The sequence below is a fragment of the Lentzea flava genome (assembly GCF_014648475.1).
Lineage (GTDB): Bacteria > Actinomycetota > Actinomycetes > Mycobacteriales > Pseudonocardiaceae > Lentzea > Lentzea flava.
Genome location: NZ_BMRE01000019.1, coordinates 20,168 through 40,167 on the forward strand (window position 1 = coordinate 20,168; position 20,000 = coordinate 40,167).

Annotated in this window: 24 protein-coding genes; 10 read left to right on the top strand and 14 right to left on the bottom strand. The window is 66.1% G+C overall.

All coding sequences use genetic code 11. The features are described from left to right. The first annotated feature begins 1 nt into the window (after window position 1). From IEZ09_RS21925 to IEZ09_RS21935, 3 genes are all read left to right on the top strand, one after another. Complete coding sequence (locus IEZ09_RS21925; protein ID WP_268247639.1) at window positions 2-1,216, top strand: restriction endonuclease subunit S; 1,215 nt, start codon at window positions 2-4, stop codon at window positions 1,214-1,216. Next, on the top strand, window positions 1,216-4,434 hold the full coding sequence (locus tag IEZ09_RS21930; protein ID WP_189255616.1) for a type I restriction endonuclease subunit R: 3,219 nt from the start codon (window positions 1,216-1,218) through the stop codon (window positions 4,432-4,434). The genes IEZ09_RS21925 and IEZ09_RS21930 overlap by 1 nt, the downstream gene beginning before the upstream one ends. A 95-nt stretch (window positions 4,435-4,529) precedes the next feature. Continuing rightward, a complete protein-coding gene (locus IEZ09_RS21935) occupies window positions 4,530-4,994 on the top strand; it encodes an NUDIX domain-containing protein (protein ID WP_189255617.1) in 465 nt (154 codons plus the stop codon). 7 nt (window positions 4,995-5,001) lie between these two features. Here the strand turns inward: IEZ09_RS21935 and IEZ09_RS21940 are convergent, their stop codons facing one another. The 3 genes from IEZ09_RS21940 to IEZ09_RS21950 form a co-directional block, all read right to left on the bottom strand. Then, complete coding sequence (locus IEZ09_RS21940; RefSeq protein ID WP_229812818.1) at window positions 5,002-5,346, bottom strand: hypothetical protein; 345 nt, start codon at window positions 5,344-5,346, stop codon at window positions 5,002-5,004. A gap of 117 nt (window positions 5,347-5,463) precedes the next feature. Then, window positions 5,464-5,682 carry a DUF397 domain-containing protein gene (locus tag IEZ09_RS21945; RefSeq protein WP_189255618.1) on the bottom strand — a complete coding sequence of 73 codons (219 nt, stop codon included), beginning with the start codon at window positions 5,680-5,682 and terminating at the stop codon, window positions 5,464-5,466. A 12-nt stretch (window positions 5,683-5,694) separates the two neighbouring features. Continuing rightward, a complete protein-coding gene (locus IEZ09_RS21950) occupies window positions 5,695-6,537 on the bottom strand; it encodes a DUF5753 domain-containing protein (protein WP_189255619.1) in 843 nt (280 codons plus the stop codon). 310 nt (window positions 6,538-6,847) lie between these two features. Here IEZ09_RS21950 and IEZ09_RS21955 point away from each other — a divergent pair, with 310 nt between their 5' ends. Genes IEZ09_RS21955 through IEZ09_RS21980 form a run of 6 tightly spaced genes read left to right on the top strand, consistent with a single transcriptional unit; the run spans window position 6,848 to window position 10,175 of the window. Next, entirely contained in the window at window positions 6,848-7,162 is a 315-nt protein-coding gene (locus IEZ09_RS21955) for a hypothetical protein (RefSeq protein ID WP_189255620.1), read from the top strand. Next, entirely contained in the window at window positions 7,159-7,509 is a 351-nt protein-coding gene (locus IEZ09_RS21960) for a hypothetical protein (protein WP_189255621.1), read from the top strand. Before IEZ09_RS21955 ends, IEZ09_RS21960 begins: the two co-directional genes overlap by 4 nt. Before the next feature lie 2 nt (window positions 7,510-7,511). Further along, the gene (locus IEZ09_RS21965) at window positions 7,512-7,967 is read left to right on the top strand and encodes a hypothetical protein (protein WP_189255622.1); all 456 of its coding nucleotides are present in this window, start codon (window positions 7,512-7,514) and stop codon (window positions 7,965-7,967) included. Window positions 7,968-7,971: 4 nt separating this feature from the next. Further along, window positions 7,972-8,274: an HC3 family zinc finger protein gene (locus IEZ09_RS47945; RefSeq protein WP_189255623.1), complete on the top strand. Its 303-nt coding sequence runs from the start codon at window positions 7,972-7,974 to the stop codon at window positions 8,272-8,274. Between the two features lie 36 nt (window positions 8,275-8,310). After that, a complete protein-coding gene (locus IEZ09_RS21975) occupies window positions 8,311-9,270 on the top strand; it encodes a Scr1 family TA system antitoxin-like transcriptional regulator (protein WP_189255624.1) in 960 nt (319 codons plus the stop codon). A gap of 2 nt (window positions 9,271-9,272) precedes the next feature. After that, a complete protein-coding gene (locus IEZ09_RS21980) occupies window positions 9,273-10,175 on the top strand; it encodes a DUF5753 domain-containing protein (protein ID WP_189255625.1) in 903 nt (300 codons plus the stop codon). 11 nt (window positions 10,176-10,186) lie between these two features. Here IEZ09_RS21980 and IEZ09_RS21985 read toward each other — a convergent pair whose 3' ends face one another. From IEZ09_RS21985 to IEZ09_RS22035, 11 genes are all read right to left on the bottom strand, one after another. Then, window positions 10,187-10,684 carry a hypothetical protein gene (locus tag IEZ09_RS21985; protein WP_229812819.1) on the bottom strand — a complete coding sequence of 166 codons (498 nt, stop codon included), beginning with the start codon at window positions 10,682-10,684 and terminating at the stop codon, window positions 10,187-10,189. Between the two features lie 88 nt (window positions 10,685-10,772). Further along, window positions 10,773-11,219: a hypothetical protein gene (locus tag IEZ09_RS21990; protein ID WP_189255627.1), complete on the bottom strand. Its 447-nt coding sequence runs from the start codon at window positions 11,217-11,219 to the stop codon at window positions 10,773-10,775. Between the two features lie 182 nt (window positions 11,220-11,401). After that, the gene (locus tag IEZ09_RS21995; RefSeq protein WP_189255628.1) at window positions 11,402-12,034 is read right to left on the bottom strand and encodes a hypothetical protein; all 633 of its coding nucleotides are present in this window, start codon (window positions 12,032-12,034) and stop codon (window positions 11,402-11,404) included. Between the two features lie 92 nt (window positions 12,035-12,126). Beyond that, window positions 12,127-13,044 carry a DUF6346 domain-containing protein gene (locus IEZ09_RS22000; RefSeq protein WP_189255629.1) on the bottom strand — a complete coding sequence of 306 codons (918 nt, stop codon included), beginning with the start codon at window positions 13,042-13,044 and terminating at the stop codon, window positions 12,127-12,129. Further along, the gene (locus tag IEZ09_RS22005) at window positions 13,041-14,135 is read right to left on the bottom strand and encodes a WXG100-like domain-containing protein (protein WP_189255630.1); all 1,095 of its coding nucleotides are present in this window, start codon (window positions 14,133-14,135) and stop codon (window positions 13,041-13,043) included. Before IEZ09_RS22005 ends, IEZ09_RS22000 begins: the two co-directional genes overlap by 4 nt. Continuing rightward, window positions 14,132-14,434, bottom strand: coding sequence for a type VII secretion target (locus tag IEZ09_RS22010; protein ID WP_189255631.1), 303 nt, complete (start codon window positions 14,432-14,434; stop codon window positions 14,132-14,134). The genes IEZ09_RS22005 and IEZ09_RS22010 overlap by 4 nt, the downstream gene beginning before the upstream one ends. Further along, window positions 14,431-14,961, bottom strand: a complete 531-nt coding sequence (locus IEZ09_RS22015; RefSeq protein WP_189255632.1) for a YbaB/EbfC family nucleoid-associated protein — start codon at window positions 14,959-14,961, stop codon at window positions 14,431-14,433. The genes IEZ09_RS22010 and IEZ09_RS22015 overlap by 4 nt, the downstream gene beginning before the upstream one ends. A gap of 124 nt (window positions 14,962-15,085) precedes the next feature. Beyond that, a complete protein-coding gene (locus IEZ09_RS22020) occupies window positions 15,086-16,546 on the bottom strand; it encodes a hypothetical protein (RefSeq protein ID WP_189255633.1) in 1,461 nt (486 codons plus the stop codon). A gap of 32 nt (window positions 16,547-16,578) precedes the next feature. Continuing rightward, window positions 16,579-17,136 carry a DUF3558 domain-containing protein gene (locus tag IEZ09_RS22025; protein WP_189255634.1) on the bottom strand — a complete coding sequence of 186 codons (558 nt, stop codon included), beginning with the start codon at window positions 17,134-17,136 and terminating at the stop codon, window positions 16,579-16,581. A 20-nt stretch (window positions 17,137-17,156) separates the two neighbouring features. Next, on the bottom strand, window positions 17,157-17,561 hold the full coding sequence (locus tag IEZ09_RS22030) for a hypothetical protein (RefSeq protein ID WP_189255635.1): 405 nt from the start codon (window positions 17,559-17,561) through the stop codon (window positions 17,157-17,159). Between the two features lie 99 nt (window positions 17,562-17,660). After that, window positions 17,661-18,437: an ESX secretion-associated protein EspG gene (locus IEZ09_RS22035; RefSeq protein ID WP_189255636.1), complete on the bottom strand. Its 777-nt coding sequence runs from the start codon at window positions 18,435-18,437 to the stop codon at window positions 17,661-17,663. A 148-nt stretch (window positions 18,438-18,585) separates the two neighbouring features. Here IEZ09_RS22035 and IEZ09_RS22040 point away from each other — a divergent pair, with 148 nt between their 5' ends. Then, a complete protein-coding gene (locus IEZ09_RS22040) occupies window positions 18,586-18,981 on the top strand; it encodes a hypothetical protein (RefSeq protein WP_189255637.1) in 396 nt (131 codons plus the stop codon). The last annotated feature ends 1,019 nt before the right edge of the window (window positions 18,982-20,000 follow it).

Consider the following 20,000-nt stretch of genomic DNA (forward strand, 5'->3'; position numbering starts at 1 on the left):
AATGAAGCGCACGACCATTGGAGCCTTGGGCAGGCTATTCGATGGGCCACATGCAACTCCCACGCGACGGTCCGATGGGCCATACTTTCTTAACATCGCTAGCCTCAAGTCTGGTCGCCTCGACCTATCGGAGTCAGACCACGTTTCTGAAGAAGACTTCGTCCGCTGGACACGCAGGGTCACCCCTCGCGCGGGGGACCTCTTGTTCTCGTATGAGACTCGACTCGGCGAAGCGGCACTGATGCCCGAAGGAGTAACGGCTTGCCTGGGACGCCGTATGGCTCTCCTGCGACCGGATCGCTCTGTTGTTGATCCGCGATTCCTTCTCTATTTCTACCTTAGCCCCTCTTTCCAGCGGGCCATCGCCACAAACACGATCCATGGCGCCACAGTGCCACGGATTGGACTCTCAACAATGCCCGCATGGGAGATAGCGATACCCAGCCTTTCCAAGCAAAAGGCAATTGCTGATGTTTTAGGGGCGCTCGACGACAAGATCGCCGCAAACGATCAAGTAGCGGTTACCGCCCTAAGCCTCGCTGATGCGCTGTTCGCCGCAAGCCTGCAGCGAGATGCCGGAACCCCCATAACCATCGGGGAACTCGCAGATCGAGGCGTTCTTGCACAAGGAGACGGGTATCGAACGAAGCAGGCTGAGCACGGCCAGCCAGGATTCCGAATTCTGAGAGCAGGAGATATTCGAGACGGACGTGTCGTTCCAGAAGGAACCGACTTCGTATCGGAATCCTATGCTCGACAAATCGGACAGAAAGCCTCTCGCCCGAACGACATTGTCATGACTACAAAAGGTTCGGTGGGGCGAGTGGCAGTTGTGCCACCCGACCTCGAGACTGTCGTCTACAGCCCGCAGATTTGCTACTTTCGCGTACTCAGCGAAGATGCTCTCGATCGCGGTTATCTAGCTGCTTGGTTTAGAAGCTCAGATCTTCAAACCCAAGCGTCGCAACTAATGTTCAAGAGTGACATGGCGCCGTATATCAACCTTCGCGACATTCGCTCTCTCACTGTTCCCGTACCAAGCCGGACCGAGCAGCGTAAACAAGGAGAGCTGCAACGCAGTCTCCTAGATATCATCCATGCCGCCCACTCCGAAAGCAGGCGGCTCGGACGTACGCGGGACGAACTGCTGCCCCTGCTGATGTCCGGAAAGATCCGCGTGCGGGAAGTCGAAAAAATCGTGGAGGGGGTCGTGTGATGGTGGGGCAGCCGGGGTTCAGTGAAGCCGAGTGGGAGGGCGTCGCGCTGGAGACGCTCGCCGAGCAGGAGTGGCAGTCGCTTCCAGGGATCGCCATCGCGCCGGGCGCTGAGAACGGTAGGGCGTCGTGGGATGACATCGTGCTTCCTGGGCGGATGCTGGCCAAGCTGCGGGAGCTGAACCCGCAGGTGCCAGCGGAGTACCTGGAGCAGGCACTTGCGGAGATCATCCAGCCGACCTCACAGGACGCGATCGCCGAGAACTACCGGCTGCACCAGATCTGCACTCAGGGCTACCGCGGGATCAGCTACATCGACACCGACGGCGTCGAACAGAACCCAACCATCCGGTTGGTCAGCCACCAGGTCGGCGACAACGAGTTGCTCGCGGTCAACCAGGTCACCGTCCGCACCGCTGAGGTCGAGCGTCGCTTCGATGTGGTGCTCTATCTCAACGGTATGCCGGTTGCGGTCTTCGAGCTGAAGCAGGCGGGTGCGGCCAAAGCGGATCTGGACGCGGCGCATGCCCAGTTGGCTACCTACCTGCGTGAGTTCCCGATGGCGTTCCGGTTCGCGGTGGTGACCGTGATCAGCGACGGGATTACCGCACGCTATGGCACGCCGTTCACTCCGTTGAACCACTACTCGCCCTGGAACGTCGATGACGACGGCAAGCCGGTGAAGCTCGGCGAACCGCTCGATGACGTGCACCTCGGCACCGAGTTGGAGTTTCTCATCGAGGGGGTGTTCAACCCGGAGCGGTTCCTCCAGTTGCAGCGGAACTTCACCGCGTTCGACGGTGGGGCTGAGGGGTACGCGAAGCGGATCGCCAAGCCGCACCAGTACTTCGCGGTCACCAAAGCAGTTGGGTCGACGGTCGCCGCTGTGGAGAGCAACGGCAAGGCCGGGGTCGTGTGGCACACCCAAGGGTCGGGCAAGTCGATGGAGATGGAGCTGTACGCCCACCTGGTGGCCGCGCAGCCCAAGCTCAAGAACCCGACCATCATCGTCGTGACCGACCGCAAGGAGCTGGACGGGCAGCTGTACGAAGCGTTCAACCGATCCCGACTGCTGAGCGAGTCCCCGATCAAGGTGACGACCCGCGCGGAACTGCGTGAGGAACTGGCCAACCGGGCGACGGGCGGCATCTACTTCACCACGCTCCAGAAGTTCGGGCTCAGCAAGGCCGAGAAGGACGCCGGACTGGATCATCCGCTGCTGTCGGACCGCCGCAACATCATCGTCATCGCCGACGAGGCCCACCGCAGCCACTACGACGACCTCGACGGCTACGCCCGCCACCTCAAGGACGCCCTGCCCAACGCCGCGCTGATCGCGTTCACCGGGACACCGATCTCCTTCGACGACCGCAACACCCGAGAGGTGTTCGGTGACTACATCGACATTTACGACCTCACCCGTGCGGTCGATGACGGCGCCACCGTCCCGGTCTACTTCGAGCCACGCCTGATCAAGGTCGGGTTGACCAAGGACGTCAGCGAAGAAGACCTCGACCGGGCCGCGGACGAGGCCACTCTTGGGCTTGACGAGGTGGAACGCGCCAAGATCGAGAAGTCCGTCGCCGTGATCAACGCTGTGTACGGGGCACCCGCACGTCTGGAGGCGTTGGCGGCCGACATCGTCCAGCACTGGGAGACCCGCTCGGAGCAGATGCGCAAGTTCATCGGCTCTCCCGGCAAGGCGTTCATCGTCGGCGCGACCCGAGAGATCTGCGCCCACCTCTACGACGAGATCATCAAGCTCAAGCCGGACTGGCACAACAACGCCGTCGACAAGGGCGTGATCAAGGTCGTCTACTCCGGCTCGGCTCAGGACGTCATGCCGGTGGCCAAGCACGTCCGGCGCGACGGGCAGAACAAGGTCATCCAGAAGCGGCTCCGCGACGCGGATGATGAGCTTCAGATCGTCCTGGTCAAGGACATGATGCTCACCGGTTTCGACGCGCCACCGCTGCACACGCTGTACCTCGACCGCCCTCTCAAGGGTGCGTTGCTGATGCAGACCCTGGCGCGGGTGAACCGCACCTTCCGCGGCAAGCCGGACGGCCTGCTCGTCGCCTACGCGCCGCTGGCGGACAACTTGAGCAGGGCGCTCGCCGAGTACACCGACACCGACCGGGCCAAGAAGCCGGTCGGCAAGCACGTTGACGAGGCTGTCGACCTCACCGCCACGCTCATCGCCTCCCTCGACGAGCTGTGCGCCAGCTACCCGTGGCGGGCGAAGCTGGATGGAGGTCCGAAGAGCTGGGTCAAGGCCGCCTACGGGCTTACCAACTACCTGCGCTCACCCACCACCCCCGGTAACCAGGTGCCGGAAGGCGAGGAGACGCTCGGCGACCGCTTCCGGAAGTTGGCCAACCAACTGGCCCGTGCGTGGGCGCTGTGTTCTGGCAACCAGACTCTCGAACACCTCCGCGTCACGGCGAGGTTCTACGAAGAAGTCCGCGTGTGGATGGGCAAGTTCGACGCCCAACAGCGGCAGGCCGAGGGCAAGCCCGTGCCGGAGGAGATCCAGCGGATGCTCTCTGCGCTGGTGGCCACCTCCACCGCGTCCGGTGAAATCATCGACATCTACGACGCCGCCGGCTTGCCGAAGCCTTCGCTGTCCGACCTGGGACCGGAGTTCCAGCTCAAAGCCCAATCGGCGTCGAACCCGCACCTCGCCATCGAAGCGTTGCGCGCGCTGCTGGTTGAGGAGTCGGATCACGTCACGCGGCACAACCTCGTGCGTCAACGGGCATTCTCCGAGCGGATTGCCGAGCTGATGCGCAAGTACACCAACCAGCAGCTCACCTCGGCTGAGGTGATCGCTGAGCTCATCGAACTGGCCAAGGAAGTCGCCGCGGAGGGCAACCGCGGCCAGCGCTTCGATCCGCCCCTGTCCCATGACGAGTTGGCGTTCTACGACGCGGTCAGCACCAACGAGTCCGCCGTTGAACTTCAGGGCGACGACGTGCTTGCCCAGATCGCACGCGAACTGGTGGCGGTGATGCGACGCGACGTCAAGACCGACTGGACGGTGCGGGACGATGTGCGGGCCAAGCTCCGATCGTCGATCAAGCGGCTGCTCGTGAAGTACAAGTACCCGCCGGACAAGCAGCCCGAAGCCATCAGGCTCGTGATCGAGCAGATGGAGGCGATGGCACCCCGATACGTCTCGAACGGCAACGGCACCCGAGCAAACGCGTCGTCAGACTGAGACGCGCGCTGTGGCAGGCAGTGGCAAAGCGCGGCCCTGAGTAACCGGGCCGCACTGCCAGTCGTAGGACTCACCAACGTGACGAACGGTCGAAGATGACGGTGGCAGTGGGACGGCGTGCAGCGCGGGCGATTCTTATCGACGATCTCGGCCGGTTGGTGTTGATCAAGCGCACGAAGCCGGGGCAGGCGCCGTACTGGACCGCGCCCGGTGGCGGTGTCGAGGACACCGACGCCTCGGTGGAGGCGGCTCTGTACCGGGAGCTGTCGGAGGAACTGGGCGCCGAGGCCACGGATGCGTCGCAGGTGTTCCTGTTCAGCTCGCCATCGGACAGTGGGGTAGCTGTGCAGCACTTCTTTGTGGCGCGGCTGGTCGGCCTGGATGAGTCGACCCGTAGCGGCCCGGAGTTAAGCGACCCGTCACGCGGCGGGTACGACCTGGACCGGGTTGACCTTCGGGGAGACGATCTCGCTTCGATCGACTTGAAGCCGACCGCGTTGAAGGAGTTCATCCTGGCCAATCGGGAGGCTCTGCTGATCGAGGCGGGCGCAGCCGCCTGACCTGCGGCTACATGCCCCACCGCAGGTACGTCGGGGTGGCGCGGCCGGGCAGCGTGCGCAGCGAGTCGTGGTCGGTGCCGAGGGTGTCGCGCAGGGCTGCGGTTTCTCCTGGCCACTTGGCGTGCGCGAGTTCGTAGAAGACGAGCACTCTGCCCTTGGTGAGGTACGGCCGGACGGCGTCGATGGCGTCGCGGGTGGTTTCGTAGAGGTCGAGGTCGAAGTAGGCCAGTGCGATGACGGTGTGAGGGTTGTCCGTCAGGTAGCGCGGGAGGGTTTCGCGCACGTCGCCCTGGACGATCAGGGTGCGCCGGATGTGGCCGAGGTGTTCGCCCTGCTCGTGTGCGTCGAGCACGTCGCGCAGGTGGTGTGGGTAGCCGTCAGTGAGCGCGAATCGGCAGGCGACGGCGCTGGGGGCTGTCAGATACGAAGCGGGGCATTCCGGTTACCCGAGATGCCCCTATCCGCGGAGTCAGGCCCGGTCAGAATCGCCGTGTCCCGCATACGCGATGAACGCCCGGAAGGCTCGCGTTGGGAAGATCAGCGCTGGTCCGCTCGGGTTCTTGCTGTCACGGATGGCTCCGCCGTCGTCGAGACAGGCTAGTTCCACGCACTGAGGGTCGCTGCCCCCGTTGGTGTAGCTGCTCGTGCGCCACCGGACACCCGACAGGTCGGTGGCCCTGGTCCACATGGTCTGTTGCTCCTAGCTGTTGAGGTCAGTGATCCTGCCTTCCAGTATCGCCACTGACTCGTCCTCGGACGCCGCGAGTTCCCACGCCTGCTCGAATGCCGCCACGTACGGTTCGGTTGCCTTGATGTAGTCCGGTCGCGTCAGTGACGACACGAACGCGAGCCTCTTGTTGGGCTCGACGTCGAGCAGTGTGAACGGGCAGCTCAGGGCCGGGATGTTTCCGGCCGCCCGGAGCGAGACGCGGAATCTGACGTTGGGCATCTGCGCGACCGCGCGAAGATGTTCGTGCTGCGCTCGGAGTACGGCAGGTCCGCCGCTGAAGCGGTAAAGAGCGTCTTCGCCGAGCACGATCCACACGTCCGGCCCGTCCGGCCGGATGATCCGCTGGCCGCGCTCCGCGCGTTCCTCGGCGAGCCCCGCGACGTCGGACGCAACGACCACGGGCGACATGGACAGCGCCGCGTACGCGTACTCGCGGGTCTGCAGCAGGCCGGGGATCTCGTTGTAGACCATGCGGATCGCGTTCGCGCGCCGCTCCAGCGATACGTACTGCTGCGTTGCCTTCCCGGTCTTCACCGGCTTCGCCCGACGTCGCGCGATGGTCGCGAGCCGCGTCAGCTCATCTGCGTCCGACGGAGTCGGGCGGTAGCGCTTGATCATCCAGTCGACGTCGGTCGACCCAGGCGCGATCGTGCCTGCTTCGATCTTCGCGAGCTTCGTCGCGTAGCCGCCGGCCTCAGCGAGTTCCTTGTCCGCCTTGCCGGGCTCCATTCCCGCAGCCTCACGCAACGTTCGCGCCAGTTCACCGCACTGGAGACGTGCGATCACGGGATCGGAGACTTCGTCTTCGGTCATGGCGGGCAGTGTGCCGCAGGGTTGATCGCGCATGCCGCCACCCGACCGGGTGCACTTACATTGCATTGCAATGTTTCACCCGTTTGGACGCACTAAAGATTGCATTGCTCCCTCTATGGTCGGTGCGCGGGCCGGTTGGTCAGTGATCCGAACTACGGGCCGGCCCAGCAGCCAACGGGACGACCGACAACCGTTTCGAACCTGGGGTTGAACAACCACCGGTTGAAGCGGTCTCCCCTGGTCGTCCCGTTGGCCCAAACAGAAGTGCTCGCTGAGGGCACCCAGGCTCGGCGGAAGGGGTGTAGGGGCGATGGACGTGGTATTCGACGAGCTGCACCGCAGGGTGACGAGCTACCTGGCGACCGTGAAGAACGTGGCCGCCGATGGTGGTGACGAGGCCGCGCTGGTCATCGCTCGCAGCGAGCTGCCGTTGATCGTTGACGCCTTCGACGCGCTTTTCGGCGGGCACACCCCGGATGACAACGGCCATTGCCGCCAGTGCCGCTGCGCGGGCCGGTGGTGGCGACGACGACGGGTGCCGTGCCGGGTGTTCCTGCAAGCCCAGATCGCCCTGTTCCATCCCGCCGGCCACGGCCGTCACGCCCTGACGAGGCCGCGGCCGTGAACGCCCTCGATCTCGGCGCGGTCACGCAGATGCAGCGCCTGCGGCATCTGCACCAGGTGCGGGGCTGGTCCTTCGATCCGGTCCGGTCGCCCGATCCTCCGCATGAGCTGGTGGAGCTGATCTATTCGTTCTGTCACGGCCAGTGGCTTGACGTGCTGCGGGTTCGGTCGGACACCGACGCCCAGGCCGGGCGGTTCCTCGCCGAGTCGATGGTTGGCGGCGGTTGTCCTCGGGCGTGCTGGCTGGCCGCGGGCGCGCTCGCCGATGTCCTGGATGGCTTGGATGAGCTTCCGCCGCCGATGTCGCGGCTGGCTCCTCGTCTTCTTCTCCCCGCTATCGTGAGGTGACCATGTCCTTGCCCCACAACGCAATTCGTCTCGGCATCGGCGTCCGAGAGGGACCGCAGACCGAGCACGAGGCCGCCGCACAGTCCTATCAGGACGAGCACGGATGGACAGTGGGTGTATTCCGCACCGGTGTGTGGCTGGTGTCCGGGAGCGGGATCGACGCGCTGGATATGCCCCGGGACCTCGGCGAACGGGTGCGGGCCGCACTGGGGGTTTCGGTGCCGCTGTTCGAGTCGCCTGACGACCACGGCGTGCGCTGGGTGTTCCTCGTCGGATCTCACACCAAACCACCCCTGCCGGAGCTGACCGGACAGGACGTCGATCACGTCCAGGCTGGGCGGTGTGTCGATCTGCCGCCCAGCCGGTTCGGGCCGCACCGGTTGCGGTGGATCACCGAGCCCGGTGTGCCGGTTCCTGACTTCACGACCGTGGCGAACGCGGTCCTACAGGTGAGGTGATCGCATGTGCTCCCGACCGGAAACGACACCGTCGGAGCGCAAAGTCATTGTGGCGAGCGGTCTTACGCCGCCCCGCCCCTTCCGCTGGTTGCCGTACCTCGGCGCAAGACATGCGATCCCACGGGCGCTGGCGGCTCCTGGGGCATGCGGAAAGGCGCTGTGCGGCGCTGAGGTTGTGGTTCCGGAGAAACCACCGCCGAAGTACCCGGACGGGTTGTGGCGCGAGTGCCCGCAATGCGATCGGCAGTGGCGTCGGCGGACAGGTCTGACGCAGCGGCCCTTGCCTGCCCGACACAACCAAATGTGAACCTCGAAGTACGAATCAAGAACGGGTTGATGGCACATGGCGCTGGATCTGGTCGCCGGGAGAGCAAGTCTGGAGGTCCGGGCGTTGAGCCGGACCGTGCTGGGCTGGCGGACGAAACGCGGTTGGTCTCTGAAGGAGCTGGGTGAGCTGGTCGGCTTCTCGCCAGCGAAGCTGTCGCAACTGTGCAGGGCCGTTGTGCGCATGTCTGCGCTCGAAGTCGTGGCGATCGGCGCCGCGTGCGGCGCGTCCGACGAGGAAGTCGAGCTCTGCGTTCGCGTGGCGCAGCGCGCTGTCGACCCTGCTATGTGGGACCGGATCAACGGTGACGCGTGGGCACGGCTGACGTGGACCCCGTGGGAGGTCATGGCCGAAGCGAGCGAACTGGTGATCGTGGCGAACGACGTGCTGCCTGAACTGGTGCGCGTCGACGCATACCACGCGGCCCTGCTGGAGTCCGGGGCCGCTGCGAACGAGCTTGACCTCGCGTCGCAGCATGAGGTGCTCAAACGCCTGGGGATGGACGCCAAGGACGCCGCGCGACCCGGCAGCCCGCGACGGCTGCGTGTGCGGCTGATCGTGCCCGAGTCGATGCTCAACGGCAGCGTCGGTGGCGCGCGGGTGATGGCGGACCAGCTGGAGCGCCTGGAGGAGCTGAACGAACTGCCGGGATTCGAGTTCCGCGTCGTGGACAGTGACGCGGGGCCGTGCTTCGGCCAAGGCGCCTCGTTCACGATGATGCGGTTCGTCGAGAAGCGGTTCGATGACGTCGTCCTCCTGCGCACTCTGCACGGCGGGGGCACCTGGCTCGAGTCCGCGGCCGAACGCGAGCCGTACGAATGCGCACTGGTCGCACTCGACGGCGTTCTCCGATCCGAGCAGGAGTCCACACGCCGACTCAGCAACGCGTCGCTACGCCTACGGGATCCCTTGCCAGGCAACCACTCCGGAGAGCAACAGCGGCTCCTGCAGCTGGTTGCCGATCGGGCAGGGAGGTAGCCGTGCCGAAGCGGATCTCCACCGCGCGTGGGCGCGAGTTCGGAGCCGGCCTACGAGCAGCCATCGCAGGTGCGGACCTGACCGCGCGCGCTGCTGCCGACATCGTGGACTGGGACGAGGCCAAGGTCTCCAACATGGTGAACGGCAAAGGCGGCGCCACCCAGCTCGAGGTCGCCGTGCTGCTGGGTGTCTGCCGCGTCAACGCCGAGGAAGTCGCCCACCTGCTGTCGCTCTACGGCGAGACACACATCCGGGGCTGGTGGCAGCAGCACGGCAGGTGCTCGCCCATCCGGTTGCGCACGGTCGTCGAACACCTGAAGGTGGCCACGACGCTGATCAGCTGGCACACGCACCTGGTGCCACTGTTCCTGCAGTCCACCGACTACCTGCGCGAGGTCCTACGCGCATCCTCGACCGCGCCGGCCGACGAGCTGACCGAGCGGGTGCAGGCGCAGCTCGCGATGCAGGCCTCGGTCCGCCGCAACGTGAAGTGCATGTACTTCATCCACGAGTTCGCGTTGCACCTGCGAGTCGGCGGCGCCGAGGTACATCTCGGGCAGCTGCTGCACTTGTTGTTCATGGCGAACCGGCCGAACGTCACGATCCGGATCGTGCCCGCCGTACACGGCGCACACGCCGGACTCGCTGGGCCGTTCACCCAGCTGACCTTCGCCAAGTACGAGTCGCTGGTGTGGGTGCAGACCGAGAACTCCAGCCTTCTCGCCGAGGCGAAGGACGCGATCAACGGCTATGAGACCGTCGTTCGCGCGCTCAAGGAGCAAAGCCTGGACGAGGCCGAGTCAACCGCGTTGATCACGCGTCTGTACGAGGCCTTGCAGCCTGCTCGTGACAAGGCAGCCACGATGGAAACGCGGTCGACCGAGCCGTTTCCGCCGCCTGCTTAGACGATCGGCGGTCAGCGAATCGCGTCGGCGATCGGAGCCGCCGCAGCAGCGGTCTTCCAGCAGTCGGGGTCCAGTTCCGTTGGGGTCTCGACCTCGACGATCCCGCCCGCGGTGTTGTCGAACGCCGCGGTGCAGTGCGCCGAGCTGCGCACGACCTTGATGTCCACGCCCTTGGGAATGCGTGTGGTCAGGTCGGTGCGTCCCAGCGATCGGGTCCACTGGTCCAGCGACATCGACACGTGACGTGCCACGAGCTGGCGGCTCGCCGCACCCTCACGCCAGCTGCATCCCTTGCCGTCCTGATACCGGCCGACGACGTCCCCGACGAGCGCACGAACCTCCGCGGGTGCGGGATCGCGCTCGCACACGGACCGGAGCCGTTCGTCCAGTGACTGCTGCTGTTCCTGCTCACCGCCGCTGAGCAGGAGCCGGAGCATGGCCCCGGCGAGCACCACGATGGTGAGCACCACGACGGCGTAGACGGGCCACTTCTGCTTGCGGGGAAGCATCACCGGGCAGCTGCCCCGCCTGGCTTCGACGGGTCGCGAAACAGCTTACGTCCCTTGAAGAAGGCGATCCCGGTGATGGTGACCGGTACTACCGCCAGCACCGGGGGAGGATAGCCAGCGGGAGCGGGAGTCGAGTAGCGGCTTCGATGAAGACGACCAGCGTCGGCAGGGTCAGGAAGATCGAGAATCCCCACGCCACGCCCAACACGCGGCGGGTCATCTGAGCACCGACCGCGTTGAGGTACTCGCCCTCGACGTAGTCCAGCGAGCTTACCCACACACTGAGCGACGACATCACTGGGAACCCCACGTAAACGAGTCCTGCGACTCCGGCCGCGCCCCAGCCCTTCCACTGGTCCGTGCCGACCAGCTTCAGGGTCAGCACCACGACCAGTGCAGTGGCCAGCAGGGCGCAGAGCAGAAGGCTGACACCGAGTCGTCTGCCGACCGAGCGGATCTCCATGGTTCGTCGCGCGGAGACCCACACCCAGCGCGGCTCCGGCTCGGACGGCGGAATGAAGATCGGATAGCTCACGAGCCGGGTCGCCGATCGGAACCGTCGCCGTCGCGCAGACTCGCGTCCGACAGATCACCGAAATTGGGCATGGTTCACTTCAATCCCAGGTCGCGAACCTTCTGGCGGATGGCGCTCTGCTCGGTACCCCAGCGGCTTGGACACCCAGCTCGGAAACGCCTTCAGCCGGGCCTTCTTGGCGCTCACGGCGTCTGGACCGCGCCGTAGAACGACTTCGCGAGTTCACGCAGTGGCCCCCGGCACTCCTCGGACCGGGGTGCTGGCTTGTCCGCGGGTTTGTTGTCGAGAATCAGCACGGCGTTGACGTCGAGGATCATCAGCGTGCAGCTGTCCCTGTCCTTCGGTGTCAGCCACTTCGCCTTCTCGCCCACCGTCACGTCGTCGGCTGCACCGTCGTCGGCCGGATCAGCGCCAGGCTTGGACGTCACGTCGTACACCTCACGGGCCTTGAGCGCGCCGCGGCCTGGACCGGCAGGCCCCGAGATGTCGCTCTTCTCGTCTCGCCACGCCGACACCTTCAGGTTCACACGCGGCCAGTCCGGGATGCGCTGGAACTCACATCCGGTCAGCATGTCGGACACCGAGGGGTCCTCGTTGCCGGACCGGAACGGCGGCAGCCCCGGTACCCTCTGCGTCACCTGCCGGCAGGTCGGCAGCGCCGTGTACTTGGCGCGGGCGGGCGCGGGCGACGTGGCGGAGGTCGGTGGCGTGATGGAGATGCCCTCGGGCCTGCCGCTTACCGCGTCGCCGCCGGCGCACGCCGCCGCACTCAACGCGAGCACTGCCACGCCCACGATCCCAGCGGATCGGTTCACCGCGACCCCAGCCCCTTCCACAGGTCCTCTTCCGGATCGGATTCCTCGCCCAGGCCCGGTCGCGTGCTGGTCTGCGGCGGACAAGTCCGAGTTCATGTGCGGCTGGTGTCCTCGCGGGCGTACGTCGCCTGGCTGAAATGACCCATGGCCACGTGGATGCGGGTGGCCTCCTCAGTGCCGAATCCACCGATCTTCACGGCCTCACCGTTGCGAGGCTGGATGAACAGTGCGTGGCGGCGAGTCAGCCGCACTTCCTGAATCTCGGCCCAGCTGAGCTTCGCACCGCGCCACTCCAGGCCGTCGGGGGAGATCGCGATCATCGGCCCCCGCACCAGCCGCCAGGCGACGTTGGCGGTCACAAGGATGACCACTGCCCAGGACACGAGCGCTGCACCTGTCGCAACGGCGTCGTCCTGGAACGCCGACGAGTTGTATGCGAAGACACCGGCGCACCCGAGCAGGAAGACGAAGAACAGCCATACCCGGCGTCGCCCGGCGAAGACGCGAACCGTGCGATCGGGTTCCGTTGGTTTGTCAGGACGTTGGTAGCGCACCGGCTTACGGCGGGACTTGCGCCGCTCGGGCAACAGCGGCCAGGCCACCGCGATGTACACGTAGAACCAGAGAACGCCGAATGGCAGGAGCAGGACCATGCCCCACCCCGCGTACGGGCGTACTGGATACAGGTCACCGCGGTTGAATCCTTCTCCCGCCACCTGCTTGCCGATCAGCTCTGGACGGAGGAATCCCCTCGCGGTCGTGGTCACGACGTTGCCGTTGACCTTGTTCGTGACCGTGGCCTGGCACTCGTACACCCAGCCGAAGCCGCGCAGCGTCACCGGGCCATGCCGGTCGCACGAGGTGGCGACGATGATGTGGCTGGCGTCGCTCAGGTCTTCGGTCTCGACCTTGTCCGAGAAGTAGTTGAAGATCGTCGCGCCGAGCAGGTACCCGAGGACGGGGATGACCAGGAACGCGACGATCTTGTGCAGGACGCGGACGGCTTTCATCCGCCGTTGGCTTCCTTGCGTTTCTCCTCCTGCTTCTTCACTTCTTCTGCTCGCAGGTCTCGCCATGTCCGCCAGCCACCGCCGTCTTTGCCTTCGTCTTCCCAGTCGCGGAACTTGGTGGACTCCTTGGTCGCCTCGATCCCCAGTTTGGGCAACGACTCCGCGGGCGCGGTCTTGAAGCCGTCGACCGCGACCTTCTTGGCCTCACCCAGCGCGTCCTTGGCCATGCCGGTGACGGAGAAGTCGGCCATGCTCCGCCGGATGTCCGCGTCGATGCCCTTCTTGAGGACGTTGACGAAGTCGTCGCCGCTCTTGGACAGCGCGGTCTTGGCGTTGACCAGAATGTTGTCGAGCTTCCCGAACAGCTTGCCGGCGTTGCCGAACGCCTTCGTGAGCCTGCGGCACGCCTCCAGAGCCTTATTCGCCCACTTGACCGCGACGGGCACGCACTCAGCGATCGCCCCCGCGATGCCCGCGCCCGCCGCTGCGACGGCGGGCGCCCACCGAAGGCAGATCGAAATCAGTTTGCCGATTGCTTCGGAGATGATGTCGCGCACGATGTCGCGGACGACCTTGAGCACGATCTTGCACGTCCGGACGAGGCTGGCGATCCCTCCGGCGGCGGTCGCAACCCCGGCGTAGGTGTCGGCGCGATCGGCGCCGAACGCCCGGTACTGATCGCTGTCCTTGCCGGTCCATCCGGTGGTGTCGTTCTTGACCCAGTTCCTGAGGTCGTCCGAGGTGTCCTCCAGGTACTTGGACACGGACTCCCAGGTCTTCGCCATGCCGTCCAGGGCTTCCTGGTCACCGATGAGCCAGTCCAGCGGCTCCTTGAGGAACCAGACGTGCTCGACCAGCCACCCGAACCCCGCGCTGAACAACGCGGCCAACGGGTCGGCGAGAACACCCGCCACGCCGGCCACCGTCGCGCCCGCGTTGATCAGCCCTTCGGCCCAGTTGCCGCTCGAGAAGCCCTTCACCGTCTCGGTGGCGTCGTGGAAAATCCCCATGCCCTCGGTGAACGGCGTCTCCTCGCCGGTGTTCACGAGGTAGTTCTCGCCTGGCGCGGGCGCCGGTCCCATCGTGGTCATCGGTCGTGCATCCCGTCGAAGATGTCGGACTGCGCCTGCTCGTGCTCCTCGATGTGCTTGCGCCACCCGTCGAACCGCTTGACGTGGTCGACTGAGGCGTCAACTGCCTGGCGCATGGTATCCATCGCGGCGTTCTGCGCGGCGGTGCAGAGAGCCGCAAGCGGGAAGCCGAGCTTGCCGAACGCCCCCATGTTGGACACGACCTGCGCTGCGCTCAACGCGTAGTTCACCTGCTGGCCGACGTTGTTGAGCTTCGTCGCGTGGGCCTGCATCTCAACAAGATCGATCCGGTAGGTCATCGCAGGAATCCCTTGTTGCTGAAGTCATCGTCGTCGTCCTGAGGTGGCCGTGGCCGCTGCGGGCGAGGTGGCACCGGTGGAGGGGGCGGAGGAGGTGGCGCGTCGTCCTCGATAGCGCCGAGCCGCGGTGGCCCGCCGCCGTACCCGCCGCCTCCTGGCACATACTGCGAGGGAGGTGGCGGCTGGGCGCTGCGCAGTTTGTCCATCATGAAGTGCATCGCCTCGGAGTCGGCGCCCAGCATCGGCGACATGGCCTCCTGTACCGCTGCGGCGACTCGGCTCTGTGCCGCCTGCACCACGCGCAGGACTTCCTGAGCCACACTGTCGCCGTCCCTGCGCTGCAACGCGTTGCCCAGCTTCAGATCCACGAGGTTGCCGGCATCGTTGACCGTCACGACGATCTGGCCGTCCACGCTGCGTTCCATGACACGCAGGTTCGCCAAGCTCTCGCGAAGCGCCTCGCTCCTGCGCTGAGCCTCAGCCAGCTTGCCCTCGTACTGATTGAGGATCTGATCCGGGTCAGTCATCAGCCCACTTGGTCCTTCTCGTTGTTCTTCTCAACCAACGCCACCATTGGCTCCGCTGTGGATGCGGCCGGACGGTGGCGCTTCAGCCGACGGCTGCGCCAGACCATGAGCGCTGGCGACGGCTTCATTCACCGAGCACTGGAGGAGCTACGAGCGTGTCGTTACCGAAGATCTCGTCCGGATCTGGCTCAAGCAGATACGACGGCGTCGTCCGCTCGATGTCCTCGCCGCCCTGGCCTTTGGCGGCACCCGCTCCCATGCCACCCATCGCGCCGCCACCGGCGCCACCACGTCCGGCAGCACCGCTAACAGCCGCGCCACCACGCCCTGTCGCGCTCTCGCCTCCGGGCATGACGCCCGCTGACCCGCCAGGACCGAAACCCTTGGCAGCAGTGGGATTACCGAGGCCAGCACTGCCGCCAGGGAGTCGTCCACCACCCGTACCACCCGAGCCGCCGATGCCGCCGCGGCCAGCCGATCCGGCGCCGGCTCGGGCACCAGGACCGCCCTGGGTGCTCCTGGAACCGGAGTTCGGGCCGGATGGCGGGCCGCCGAGGTTGAGGTTGTTGTTGCCGCCCAGCTGGTTGTTGCCGCCCTGGTTGCCCAGGTTCGGCCCGTTGCCGCCGAGATTGTTGTTGAGACCGCTGGTGTTCGTGGTGTTGTTGCCCGTCGTCTGCGGCGCCGTCCAGGACGTGGTGGTGGTGTCGTTGCCGACTCGCGGGGGAGGCGTGTTGCCCTGACCGGTGAAACCGGGATTCGGCGCGATCGGCGGCCTGCCGGGATCACCCGGTTCCTTCGGCGGTGCCGGGGGCTCGGGCGCGAAGGCGGGCTGGGCCGCGGCGGTCTGCGCGACCGTGCGGTCGTAGGTCTCCACCGCCCGCGCGGCCTGCTCGTGATCGGCCTGCTGCTTCTGGAACGCCGCCTGGTCTGCTGCCGCCTGCTGCACGAACTGGATCGGGTCGGTGATCGACATCAGCCGCTCCCGCGACTCCGCCGCACTGAAGGGCTGCGAGGGCGGTGGCGGCACGTTGTTCTTCGCGTCGCTCAGCGCCCGCGACTGCTGCGTGAACAAGGTCCCCGCCAGCTGCGCGGCGGTGCCGGTCTCGCCGGCGCGGTTGCCCATGTTGGCCAGCGCCTGCCGGGCACCGTCGCCAGCCTTGCCGGTCCAGTTGACCTCGCTGCTGCCGATCGCCGTGGCGACCTCGTCGTTGAACGTGGCCAGCTCATTGCCGATCTGCGTCCACACGTCGGCGATCTCGCCAATCGCGCCAGGATCGACGCCGTTGTTGACCGATTCGTGCAGCTGCTGGTGTGGGATGCCGATGTAGTGGGCGTCCGGCTGTGTAGGAGCAGAACGCGTCAGCACCTGCTGCTTGAGCTGTGCCGCCTGCGCGTCCAGTACGTCGTTAACCCGGTGCGGCGCCTCGACTATCTGCATCACCATCCCGAGGAACGGCCCGTACAGGCCCTGGACCTCGGCCGTGACCCGTTCCTGGACCTGCTCTCCGGTCTGCACCTCGGCATGGCGCTGCACGCCGTAGCGCGAGTACACATCGGACGGTCTTCCTAGCGCTCCCTCGTTCATCCCCCGCAACCCCTCTCCCTGGCAACAGCCCGCTACGGCAGTTTCGGCTCGACCAGCTCAGCGATCTTCAACGCAGGCGGACACGGATCGGTCGACGAGCCTGCGTTGAGCGTGATGTCAACCCGCGACGACGACGTGACCCCAACGGCGACGATGCAACTGCCGCCTGCACCTAGCAGCTGCTTCGCTTGGTGGCCGCCGACCTTGATGTCCTTGATCTCACCACCTGTCGCTTGAACACCCGCCAGCCCAACATCCGTCCGGATACCCACCGAGAGAAAGACGCGATTAGGAGCAAACTCGCAGCCACGTGAGGAACCGATCTTCTGTGGCTTGGGTTCTTCCTTCAGAGGACCCAGCACCTGTTCCGCTTCGCTCTTGGTGAGCAGGCCGCACGGGTCGGTGTCCGCGAGAGAGCCGCTTGCCTTGGTCGAGGTCGGCGAACTGGTCGAACTGCGGCTGTCCTCGCTGGAGGTGGGGCTGCTGGTGTCAGGTGTGGGCTTGGGGTCACCGGCGGTCGATCCGGTGCACGCGGTGATGGCGACCAGTGTGGCGGTAGCCAGGCTGGTCAGGACGATCCGAGAGTTCACGAGTTCGTATCCCTGGTCGGTCAGGCGGAAAGGGTGGGGCCACCGGCCTTGGTGATGCCTTGCTTAGCGTCTTCGTCGGTCGCCTGATACGCGGCCATCGCCTTCTCCACATCGGCGCGCATCTGCTCAAGTTCCTTCTGGAACTTCTTCGCAGCGGCGATGAAGCCCTGCACTGGATCGGTTGCGATCGTCGCCAAATACGGCTTGTACACCTGCGCGGCCGGGGTCGTCCCCAACGGCGGCTGCTGGCTTATGATGTCCGACCTTCCGAGAGCTCGAGTGATGCCGTCGTACATCTTGTCGATGGCCTTGATCAGGGCCTGGCCGCCGTGTTCGTTGACACCGACACCGTCGGCGACCGAGGCCGAGAAGGCGGCCACCGAGTCGCTGATGCCCTTCATCCCGGCGAAGAATGCCTCAGGCATCGCCGCTCCCCTCTCTACGCTGCGTCGTCCAACGGTAACAACTAGTCGCAGCCGTGTCCCTGGATCCGACGCACCAGACAGGCCGCCGGCTCCTGGTCGCTACCGGTGCGAGTCAATGATCCGGTTCAGGTGCCGACCGAGTGCAGCCTGGTCAGCAGGCGTGTAGGTGGCCGCCTGCCGTCCGTCGTGGCCGGTGGTGGGGATCACCGCGTACCGCCCGGCGTCGGTGTCGAGGTAGTTGATCGTTCCGAGTTCGTTTTCACGTCCGTTGCGGCCACGCGCGGAGACCGAGAAGTACCCAGCACCCAGGCGTGGACGGCGCAGGATGTCCTCGGCCGCGGCCCGCTGCCCGGCCGGCGAGGGACCGGTGGCCTTCACCTGGGTGCGGAACGTCATTTCGGAGAAGTCCTCCTCCAGCCGCCGTCGTGCTGGTGCCGAGGTGTCGGTCACGGTGACCGAGACGCCTGGACCGGAACGCATTGGGGGCAGCAGGCGCACCAGACCGGGCACGATCGCGTCGGGCTGGCACAGCTGGAAGGCGATCGTCTCGCCGCGCTGCTCGGCCACCACGCCCGTGCGGTCATCGGTCACGGCCAGTGCTGTGGGCTGGGTATCCCCGGCGGTGCCCACCAGCGCGACCATCAGGTGCCCTCGGGCGAACACGTGCAACGCCTCCACCAGCTCCGGCACGAACTCTCCGCCGCGGACCAGCCCGCGGGCGACAAGGTCCTGATGCACTGCCTCGACCAGCCGGATCCGGTCTTCCCGCGTAGCGCCGTGGTGCGGGATGGCGAACGGGAACCTCCGCACAGTGATCCGCAACGCCTCGCCGAGCACGTCCAGCGCCGCGAATGAACAGACGATCTCCCCCGACACCCTGTGACCACCCCTTGCCTGTGCACCGGCTCTCCACGGTGCGTGACCGGGCGACATACTGCCAGTCGAACACCGATCAGCAGAGCGTTACCAGCGACATTCCCGCGAAGATCGCACCAACCAGCGACCGGCTGGGCAGACTGACGGCATGAGCGACCAGCGCGAGCCACCCGAACTCGACGAACTCGGCCTCACCGCCGAGCAACGCGCCGAGCTGGACGCGCTGCCCGCCGAGGAACGCCAGGCGGCGCTGGAGTACCTGGACCGTGTGAGCCTGTTCGGCTCGCGGTCACGCCAGTTCTTCGCGGAACTGGCACCCCAGCTGGAGGACTTCGGACACCTGATCACCGACGTGATGCACGAACAGCACGGCGAACAGGCGGGCGAAAAATGGCTCGACCACGCGATGCTGTTCAGCCTGCACGCCGAGGCGGCCCACGCCATCGCGCGCCATGACGTCGATGCCGCCGTCTACTTCAACGGCCTGACCAGCGACTACCGCGACAAGCTGTCACAACGGCGACAGGATCACAGCACCGATTGACAGGCGGGCGAGAACCCGGACGCGCCGAACTCGTCCGGCTCTCACCGTGCTACCACGGGGCTTCTTCGCCTTCGGGGCGCCAGTGGTGCTGGTAGTCGGGGTGGGTGTCGTAGACCTCGGCGAGGTCGCGCGCGTCGTAGGCGCGGTTCATGAGGCGGACCTTGGCCTGGATGTCTTTGAACGCCTCGGCGCGGGTGGCGTAGCGGCCGGTGGGGTTGGCGCTTCGTCGTCCAGGCGCGCGTCGAGGAACGCAGCCACGGTGTCGAACAGCGGCAGGTCTATGTCGGGGACGGTATCGAGATCGGGTGGCCCGTCGCCTGCTGCGGCGACGACGTCGAGCAGGCAGCCACGGAAGCATTCACCCGAATGGGCTATTGAACACTGCTCCGATTCCAGGCTACCTTGAAAGGTCCTAGCTTGAATCGCTTGATGTGCAGGTTCCGCCGAGAGGAGTGTACCGCGCGCGGCAAGTGATCACAAGGTAGGTGTCGCCGTTGGACCGGCCGGGCGGCCCCCACTGTAGGGGCGCTCGGAGTCGAGTGTCCCGGTGACGCGGAGCGCCACGGTAGGCGCGGGAACGCGGCACCAGCCCTCGGTGGGCTGGTGCCAGACGCGGTAGAGGAGTTCATGTCCCGGCCGACTTGGACCGGCCCTCCTCAATGACCGTGGAGACCCCGCCGGATCCAGCCGCGCTCTTGATCGTTCGTGTTCGTCCGCCGACCCACCGCGCCGCCGCCGCCATGCCCGCGCCACCGAGACCGTGCGGGGCTGTCCGCAGCGAGGCGCACCCGTCGCACGGACGGCTGCCCGGCGAACACGACGTATCCCCGCGCACCGTGGAGGTGGAGACGCCATGTCATCACGCGATCTACCCATGATTGATCATCACGCCAGACCGGCCTCTGCCCATTCGCGTCGGACGCACGTACGGACGTGGGCCCTCCAACATCTGGCCGTGGCCGTTCAATCTGAGCCTGTCGCCCGCCACGAGCATGGGACCACCTGAGCGCTCGTTTGCC